Genomic DNA, 5,584 nt, shown 5'->3' on the forward strand with positions numbered 1-5,584 from the left:
ACCCGCCCCGCCTCGGCGAGCACACCGACGACCTCAGGGCCTGGCTGGACGCCTGACCGCCCGCCGCATCCCTTCTCCCGCCCCGATCACCCCTCTCCAGGAGCACATGATGAGCAGCGCCAAAGCGATGAAGGACCCCCTCGACCTCATCGACCTCTCCTTCGTCCTCAGCGACGAGGAGCGCGAGATCCAGGCCACCGTCGCCAAGTTCCTCGCCGACCGGGTCCGCCCGCACATCGGCGAATGGTTCGAGAACGCCCACTTCGCACGCGAACTCGCCCCCGAACTCGGCAAGCTGGGCGTACTCGGCATGCACCTGGACGGCTACGGCTGCGCCGGCACCAACGCCGTCTCCTACGGTCTGGCCTGTCTGGAACTGGAGGCGGCGGACTCGGGCTTCCGCAGCTTCGTCTCCGTGCAGGGCTCGCTGTCGATGTTCTCCATCTGGAAGTGGGGCTCTGAGGAACAGAAGCAGGAGTGGCTGCCCCGCCTCGCCGCCGGTGAGGCCATCGGCTGCTTCGGCCTGACCGAACCCGACTTCGGCAGCAACCCCTCCGGTATGCGCACCAGGGCCGTCCGCGACGGCGACGACTGGATCCTGAACGGCTCCAAGATGTGGATCACCAACGGCGGTATCGCCGATGTGGCCACCGTCTGGGCGCAGACCGAGGACGGCGTGCGCGGCTTCCTCGTGCCGCGCGGCACGCCCGGATTCACCACCCAGGACATCAAGCAGAAGATGTCGCTGCGCGCGTCCATCACCTCGGAGCTGCACTTCGACAACGTACGGCTGCCCGATGCGGCCCGGCTGCCCCACGCCCAGGGTTTGCGCGGGCCGCTGTCCTGCCTGAACGAGGCCCGCTTCGGCATCCTGTTCGGCGCGGTCGGCGCCGCCCGCGACTCCCTGCAGGCGGCCCTCGACTACGCCGACTCCCGGGTGCAGTTCGACAAGCCCATCAGCGCCTTCCAGCTCACCCAGAAGAAGCTCGCCGACATGAGCGTGTCCCTGGGCGGCGCCGCACTGCTCGCCGTCCACCTGGGCCGGCTCAAGGACCAGCACCGCATCCGCCCCGAGCAGATCAGCGTCGGCAAGCTCAACAACGTCCGCGAAGCGATCGCCATCGCCCGCGAGTGCCGCACCATCCTCGGCGCCAACGGCATCTCCCTGGAGTACTCGCCGCTGCGCCACGCCAACAACCTGGAGTCGGTGCTCACCTACGAAGGCACCAGCGAGATGCACACCCTCGTCGTCGGCCAGGCCCTCACCGGCCATGCGGCCTACCGCTGACGCGGCCCCACACACCGGTTCCGGACGCGGCGAGCGGCCTTCCCGCGTCCGGAACCGGGCCCGACCCTGTCCGTCGTTTCTTTCTGTTCCCGTCAGAGAGTGAGATTCCATGGCCCCATCGGCACCATCCACCCCATCACCGTCGCCCCGGCGCCTGTCCGCCGCGCACGGCGTCACTCACGAGGACGTCCGCCGCGTGGGCGTCGTCGGAGCCGGACTCATGGGCAGCGGCATCGCTGAGGTCTGTGCACGCGCCGGCCTCGACGTCGTCGTCCGGGAGACGGGTCCCGAATCCGCGCACGCAGGACGCCGAAGAGTCGTCGCCTCCCTCGACCGCGGTCTGCGCAGCAACAAGCTCACCGAAGCCGACCGCGACGCCGCACTCGGCCGCATCCACTTCACCACCGATCTCGCGGACATGGCCGACCGCGACCTCGTGATCGAGGCGGTCGCGGAGGACGAGCAGATCAAGACCGAGGTGTTCACCACCCTCGACAAGGTCGTCACCCGCCCGAGCGCGATCCTCGCCTCCAACACCTCCTCCATCCCCATCATGAAACTCGGGATGGCCACCGACCGGCCGGGCCAGGTCATCGGTATCCACTTCTTCAACCCGGTACCGGTCCTCGACCTCGTGGAACTGGTGCCCTCCCTGCTCACGAGCAGCCAGACCCGCGCCCGTACCGAGGAGTTCGTCACCGGCGTGCTCGGCAAGCAGGTCATCGGCTCGCAGGACCGGGCCGGATTCGTCGTCAACGCTCTCCTCGTGCCGTACCTGCTCTCCGCCATCCGCATGCTCGAATCCGGCTTCGCCTCCGCCGCCGACATCGACAACGGCATGGTCCTCGGCTGCGCCCACCCCATGGGCCCCCTGCGGCTGGCCGACCTCATCGGCCTCGACACACTCAAGGCCATCGCCGACTCCATGTACGAGGAGTTCAAGGAGCCCCTGCACTCCCCACCGCCCCTCCTGCTGCGCATGGTCGACGCCGGGCTCCTCGGCAAGAAGACCGGCCGCGGCTTCCACGATTACTCCCGCTGAGCTCCGCCGAGAGAAGAACCACCCATGAACATCGTCGTCCTCGTCAAGCAGGTCCCCGACACCAGCGCCGAACGCACCCTCACGGAGGGGGAGTACGGCCACTTCACGCTCGATCGCGAAGCCCTGGATCCCGTCCTGGACGAGATCAACGAGCGCGCCGTCGAAGAAGCCCTGCGGCTGAAGGAGACCATCGGTGCCCAGGTCACGGTCGTGACGATGGGACCCGAACCGGCCGCCGACGCCCTGCGCAAGGCCCTCGCCATGGGGGCCGATGCCGGTATCCACGTCTGCGACGAGGCCCTGCGCGGCTCCGACGTACCCACCACCGCACGCGTGCTCGCCGCCGCCGTCCGGGCCGTCGAGGACGTCGACCTGGTGCTTGCGGGCAACGCGGCCACCGACGGACGCGCCGGCGCCGTACCGGCAGCCGTCGCCGATCTGCTCGGTCTGCCTCAACTCACCCAGGTACGCGAACTGGAGATCAGCGACGGGCAGGTGCGGGCAGAGCGCGTCACCGAGGACGGCGAAGCGACGCTCCAGGCGTCGTTGCCGTCCCTGGTCAGCGTCACCGAGAAGATCAACGAGCCTCGTTACCCCTCCTTCAAGGGGATCATGGCCGCCAAGAAGAAGCCGATCCGGACCCTCGACCTGGACGACGTGTTCCCGGACGCCGACTCCCAGAGGTTCGTCACCGCGCGTTCGCAGGTCGCACAAGCCGTCCCGCGACCGCCGCGAGCTGCCGGAACACGATGCGACGACGACGGCTCGGCCGGTAGGCGGATCGCCGAACACCTGATGGCCCAGAAGCTCCTCTGAGGCACAGCCCGACACCCCACCCCGCAAGGACCAGAAAAATGCCCCAAGTCCTCGTCCTCGCCGACCACGCCGAGGGCCGTGCGAAGAAGACCACCCTCGAACTGCTCGCCGCCGCACGGCGGTTGGGTGAACCCGCTGCCGTCGTGGTGAGCGCCACCGGCCCGTCCGCGCAGCTCAAGGAGGAGCTGGCGTGCCACGGAGCCACCAGGATCTACGCCGTGGAGTCGGCCGACGCCGACGACCACCTCGTCACCCCGACGGTGGGCGCCCTTGAGCTCGCCGCCCGCGAAGCCTCCCCGGTCGCAGTGCTCGTCCCCGCCACCGTCGAGGGCAACGAGGTGGCCGCGCGCCTTGCCGTCCGCCTCGACGCCGGACTGCTCCTCGATGCCGTGGACCTCGACGCCTCGGGCACAGCCACTCACATCGTCTTCGGAGGCTCGTACACCGTGACCTCACGAGCCACCCACGGCACGCCGGTCATCTCCGTACGACCGGGCGCCTTCGAGCCCGAGGAGCAGATGACCCAGGCCGTCGAACAGCCCCTCACCCTTCCGTCGGTGGACCCGGCCGGCTCCGCCCGCGTCATCGAGCGGCGCCCGGCCCCGGCAGGCGACCGCCCGGCGCTCGCCGAGGCGTCCGTGGTCGTCTCCGGCGGCCGGGGCGTGGCAGGGCCGGAGGGATTCAAGGTCGTCGAGCAACTCGCGGACGCCCTCGGAGGCGCCGTCGGCGCCTCACGCGCGGCAGTCGACGCGGGCTACTACCCGCACCAGTACCAGGTCGGACAGACCGGAACCTCGGTGTCCCCTCAGCTGTACATCGCCCTGGGCATCTCCGGTGCGATTCAGCATCTGGCGGGCATGCAGACCTCGAAGACCATCATCGCCGTCAACAAGGACCCCGAGGCGCCCATCTTCAACATCGCGGACCTGGCCGTCGTAGGTGACCTGTTCTCCGTCGCACCGCAGCTGACCGAAGAGGTGACCCGCCGCAAGGGGTGATCCCCTCGCGGCCCGGTACGGGCCGGTGGGAGACGCGACCAGAAGACAGAAGAACCAGGGCGCCCGCAGGGGGACACGTGGGGAACACGCAGGCGCGGCGTCCGTCGGCACGGCTGGCACCGAAGCTGAGGGACCCGAGACTCGGAGGCGTCCGCACCCGCTTCGCGGCGGCGCGGACTGTCCGCCCCGCGGACCGTCGGTCGCGCGGACCGTCGGTCGCGCGGACACGGATATCACGGCGGCGCAGCAGCTTCTGCGGCAGACCGGCACGGACTGGGACCGGCGAGCACACCGTGTCGACGGGGAGTCGGCGTGGACGGGGACCTGATGCGACGGGCACCGCGGGGCTGCTCCGGCGGTGCCCGTCGTGCAGTCGGACAAGGTGCCCCGGCAGGACCCGTCTGTGCAGCTCGTGCCGGTCAATGCGCACATGGCGTCTTTCATGCCCTCCAGTCCCAGCTCGTGCTGTGCTGGTCACTCCTCGCGGCGGGCGATCACCCGGAAGGCGTTGGAGAAGCGGCTCCGGCGGATCAGCGGGGCGAGGAGCCGGTCCAGGGCGTACATCGGGAAGCAGAACGGTATGCCCGCCCAGAAGACCGTCTTGGTGACCGCGGCGCCGAGACGGCCCGGGGGCTCGGGCAGCCAGGGCTCGTCGCGGAACGGCAGCAGCCGCAGCACGTACAGCCCTACGAGCGCGGTGAAGTCCACGGGGATATGGGACTCCTCGCGGTCCGTCGCCACCACCGTGAAGCCCAGCTCGGTGAGGGCCCGGCGCAGGTTCCTCATGGTCACGAAGTGCTGGTGCTGAGGCTGGAACCACGGCAGCCAGTACCGGCCGAAGAGGCGGCCGAAGGGCGACTCCGGGTTGGGCACCTCGATGATCAGGTGGCCACCGGGGCGGAGCACGGTGTGCACCGCGGCCAGCTGTGCCTGCGGGTCCGTGGTGTGCTCCAGGCAGTGGAACATGCTCACCGCGTCGTACTGGCCGGCGAGTTCGTCCGCGAGGTCGGGCAGAAAGCCCTGGTAGGCCCGCTCGATGCGCCCCGACTTCTGCGCCCCGAGCACATGGGCGCCGATGTCGAGCCCGTCGAAGGTGGTGCCGGGCAGTGCTTCCCTGGCCGCCAGGCAGAAGTCACCGCCCGCCGTGCCGACGTCCAGCCAGCGCTTCGGCCGGGCGTGCCGCCGCATGGCCACGGCCCGCTCGTGGTTGCGTTCCCTCGCGGCGTCGCTGTCCAGAGCGCCGCCGATCTTCTCGGCGTACAGGCCGTCGTAGAAGTCCCGGTAGTAGAAGTCCAGTCCGGCCGGGCTGAGCTGCGGGTTCTGGAAGGTGTGTCCGCAGTCGCGGCACTGGTCCAGGGTGAAGGTGCCGGGCTTTCGCTGCAGGTGGTCCTTGGTGCGCAGGCGGCGACGCAGCTGCCGCGCGCCGCACCAGGGGCAGTC

Annotated in this window: 5 protein-coding genes; 4 read left to right on the forward strand and 1 reads right to left on the reverse strand. The window is 69.9% G+C overall.

The features are described 5' to 3' along the window. Window positions 1-109 precede the first annotated feature (109 nt). From AOK15_RS23645 to AOK15_RS23660, 4 genes are all read left to right on the forward strand, one after another. Window positions 110-1,288 (forward strand): acyl-CoA dehydrogenase family protein, encoded by a 1,179-nt coding sequence (locus AOK15_RS23645; RefSeq protein ID WP_107099498.1) that lies wholly within the window; start codon window positions 110-112, stop codon window positions 1,286-1,288. A 109-nt stretch (window positions 1,289-1,397) separates the two neighbouring features. Continuing rightward, window positions 1,398-2,330: a 3-hydroxybutyryl-CoA dehydrogenase gene (locus AOK15_RS23650; RefSeq protein WP_079058649.1), complete on the forward strand. Its 933-nt coding sequence runs from the start codon at window positions 1,398-1,400 to the stop codon at window positions 2,328-2,330. 24 nt (window positions 2,331-2,354) lie between these two features. Further along, the gene (locus AOK15_RS23655; RefSeq protein WP_055520111.1) at window positions 2,355-3,146 is read left to right on the forward strand and encodes an electron transfer flavoprotein subunit beta/FixA family protein; all 792 of its coding nucleotides are present in this window, start codon (window positions 2,355-2,357) and stop codon (window positions 3,144-3,146) included. A gap of 38 nt (window positions 3,147-3,184) precedes the next feature. Continuing rightward, window positions 3,185-4,144 (forward strand): electron transfer flavoprotein subunit alpha/FixB family protein, encoded by a 960-nt coding sequence (locus tag AOK15_RS23660; RefSeq protein ID WP_055520113.1) that lies wholly within the window; start codon window positions 3,185-3,187, stop codon window positions 4,142-4,144. A 474-nt stretch (window positions 4,145-4,618) separates the two neighbouring features. On the opposite strand, the gene AOK15_RS23665 is transcribed toward AOK15_RS23660, so the two are convergent. Beyond that, a partial coding sequence (locus AOK15_RS23665) for a class I SAM-dependent methyltransferase (RefSeq protein ID WP_055520115.1) occupies window positions 4,619-5,584 on the reverse strand: 966 nt, incomplete at its 5' end.

Origin of the sequence: Streptomyces ossamyceticus (assembly GCF_001418475.1) — a bacterium.
Lineage (GTDB): Bacteria > Actinomycetota > Actinomycetes > Streptomycetales > Streptomycetaceae > Streptomyces > Streptomyces ossamyceticus.

Bases quoted from the DNA above. Each gene is read 5' to 3' on its own strand.
- AOK15_RS23660 (WP_055520113.1), top strand. From the start codon at position 3,185: ATGCCCCAAGTCCTCGTCCTCGCCGACCACGCCGAGGGCCGTGCGAAG.
- AOK15_RS23655 (WP_055520111.1), top strand. From the start codon at position 2,355: ATGAACATCGTCGTCCTCGTCAAGCAGGTCCCCGACACCAGCGCCGAA.
- AOK15_RS23650 (WP_079058649.1), top strand. From the start codon at position 1,398: ATGGCCCCATCGGCACCATCCACCCCATCACCGTCGCCCCGGCGCCTG.
- AOK15_RS23645 (WP_107099498.1), top strand. From the start codon at position 110: ATGAGCAGCGCCAAAGCGATGAAGGACCCCCTCGACCTCATCGACCTC.